Source organism: Streptomyces solincola (genome assembly GCF_002982015.1).
Lineage (GTDB): Bacteria > Actinomycetota > Actinomycetes > Streptomycetales > Streptomycetaceae > Streptomyces > Streptomyces solincola.
Map to the genome: position 1 here is coordinate 1 of NZ_PVLV01000429.1, position 1,731 is coordinate 1,731.

The 1,731-nt window shown below is 73.5% G+C and carries 4 protein-coding genes; all 4 read right to left on the reverse strand.

Annotation, left to right across the window (positions count from 1 at the left end; genetic code table 11):
* Positions 1-2: 2 nt before the first annotated feature.
* Positions 3-464 carry a DUF4262 domain-containing protein gene (locus C6N75_RS30900; RefSeq protein ID WP_181160595.1) on the reverse strand — a complete coding sequence of 154 codons (462 nt, stop codon included), beginning with the start codon at positions 462-464 and terminating at the stop codon, positions 3-5.
* Positions 461-790, reverse strand: coding sequence for a BRO-N domain-containing protein (locus C6N75_RS30905; protein WP_181160596.1), 330 nt, complete (start codon positions 788-790; stop codon positions 461-463). Before C6N75_RS30905 ends, C6N75_RS30900 begins: the two co-directional genes overlap by 4 nt.
* A gap of 100 nt (positions 791-890) precedes the next feature.
* On the reverse strand, positions 891-1,193 hold the full coding sequence (locus C6N75_RS23820) for a hypothetical protein (protein ID WP_105870952.1): 303 nt from the start codon (positions 1,191-1,193) through the stop codon (positions 891-893).
* The coding region (locus tag C6N75_RS23825) for a hypothetical protein (protein ID WP_219852905.1) at positions 1,190-1,731 on the reverse strand (542 nt) is incomplete at its 5' end. The genes C6N75_RS23825 and C6N75_RS23820, both read right to left, overlap by 4 nt.

The following is a 1,731-nucleotide window of genomic DNA, read 5'->3' on the forward strand; positions in this document are numbered from 1 at the left end:
GGTCAGGGGAGGGGCTGGACGTAGGGGTCGCCAGCGCCGTGGTGGGGGTTGCCGGGGAAGTGGCCCCACTTGTCGGAGACGACGACTTGCCACACCGGCGCGCCGGGGGTGACGCCTTCGAGGCGGCCGGTGTCCTGCACCAGGCGCAGCCGGGCCGCGTAGCCGTCGACCAGGACGTCGTCCTCCAGCTCCAGGCCCTCGAACGGGGCGCGGAAGTTCCGGGCAAGGTGGTCGGCGGTGTGCACGATCAAGGAGTGCGCCAGCTTCAGCGGCAGGCCGAACGCGGCCACCTCGTACCCGTAGCGGGGCCGGTCGGCCAAGCCGAGGGAGTACGCGAACGGCGGCTCGTCACTGTCCGGGTTGTGCACCCAGATGACGCTGCTGTCCTCGGGGAGCAGCGGGAACGCCGGTTCCCGCAGCCGCCAGTTGGTGTTGTCGTCGTAGACGTCGTGGCTGATGCTCACGCGGTCCTCCGTACGGGAACGGGGCGCGGCCGTGGCTGCGGCACCCGGGCCGGCTGCGGGGCAGGGGCGGCGAGCACGCGCGTGGACACGTCCGTCATCCAGGCCCGGAACGCCTCCGGTGCCCGGCAGCCGGCCCGCTCCACCAGCGGCCACACCTGCGCGGCCGTGGCGATCCCGAGCAACGCGTTCGGGGACGCGGGGAGCAGCGGGCCGGGCGGGAACCGCACGCCCAGGGCGGCGGCCACGTCCCGGACGAACCACACGGGCTCACCGCCCCGCACACGCACCCGCACCGGGGCGTGGTCGTAGTGGAAGACGCGGGTCACAGGGGAACCTCCAGGCGGGTCGGTGCCGTCGCGTAGACGGAGTGAGGGGCCGGAACCGTTACACCCCGCCGCAGCGGCGCGGCGGGGCGCAGCGGCGGGCTCAGAGCGCGGTGGGCGGGAGCGTGAACCCTTCGGCCTCCAGCCGCCGGACGAGGTCTTCCAGGTCGGCGCCGTCTCCCTCGGTCGCCTCGGTGACGGTCTCGGCGATGATCCGGAGGATGCGTTCGTGCGGCTCCGGCGGAGCGACGGGCCAGGACATCTCGCCGATGGGCTCGCGGATGTACCGGCCGATGATGACGGCGTGGTGGTCCGTGTCCGGGCCGTGCGGCTCCAGGCCGCACGCGACGTCGATGCCCTCTTCCTCTTCGCGGCCGGGCGCGCCGCACACGTTCTTGGCGCTCACGTCAGCGACCACTTTCCGGAGCGCTCGAACTCGCCGGTGGTGAGGTCCACGACCAGGTGGTCACCGTGGGACGGCCAGTCGGCGCGGGAGTAGTCGGCCAGCAGGTCACGGAACCGCTCGTCCAGGGCGGCGTACTCCGGGTCCGCGCCCTCTTCGCCCTCCTCCGAGAAGTCGGAGAACGGCGTCACCGTGCCGTCCGCGTCGTGGAGGTAGACGGTGTCCTCGCTCCAGAACACGCCCTCGTCGTAGTTCGGGTCGGTGACGAACTCGACCCGGGCGGCGGGCGACTCCTCCCCTTCCACGAACAGGGCGCGCAGCACCTCCAGCAGCTCCCCCTTGATGCGCCGGTCTCCCTCCCCGACCAGGGCGTTGCCGAGGGTGTACAGCTCGTCCCGGCTCCAGTGCGCGACCAGGGCCCGCACGCGCTCCGCGTCGGCGAAGAACGCGGCGTCCAGGCGTACCTGGGTCACGGTGGATGCGGACGGGTCGAGGCGGGGGGCGGCGGCCGGCTCAGGGGCAGCCGGGGCGGGCGCGCGGG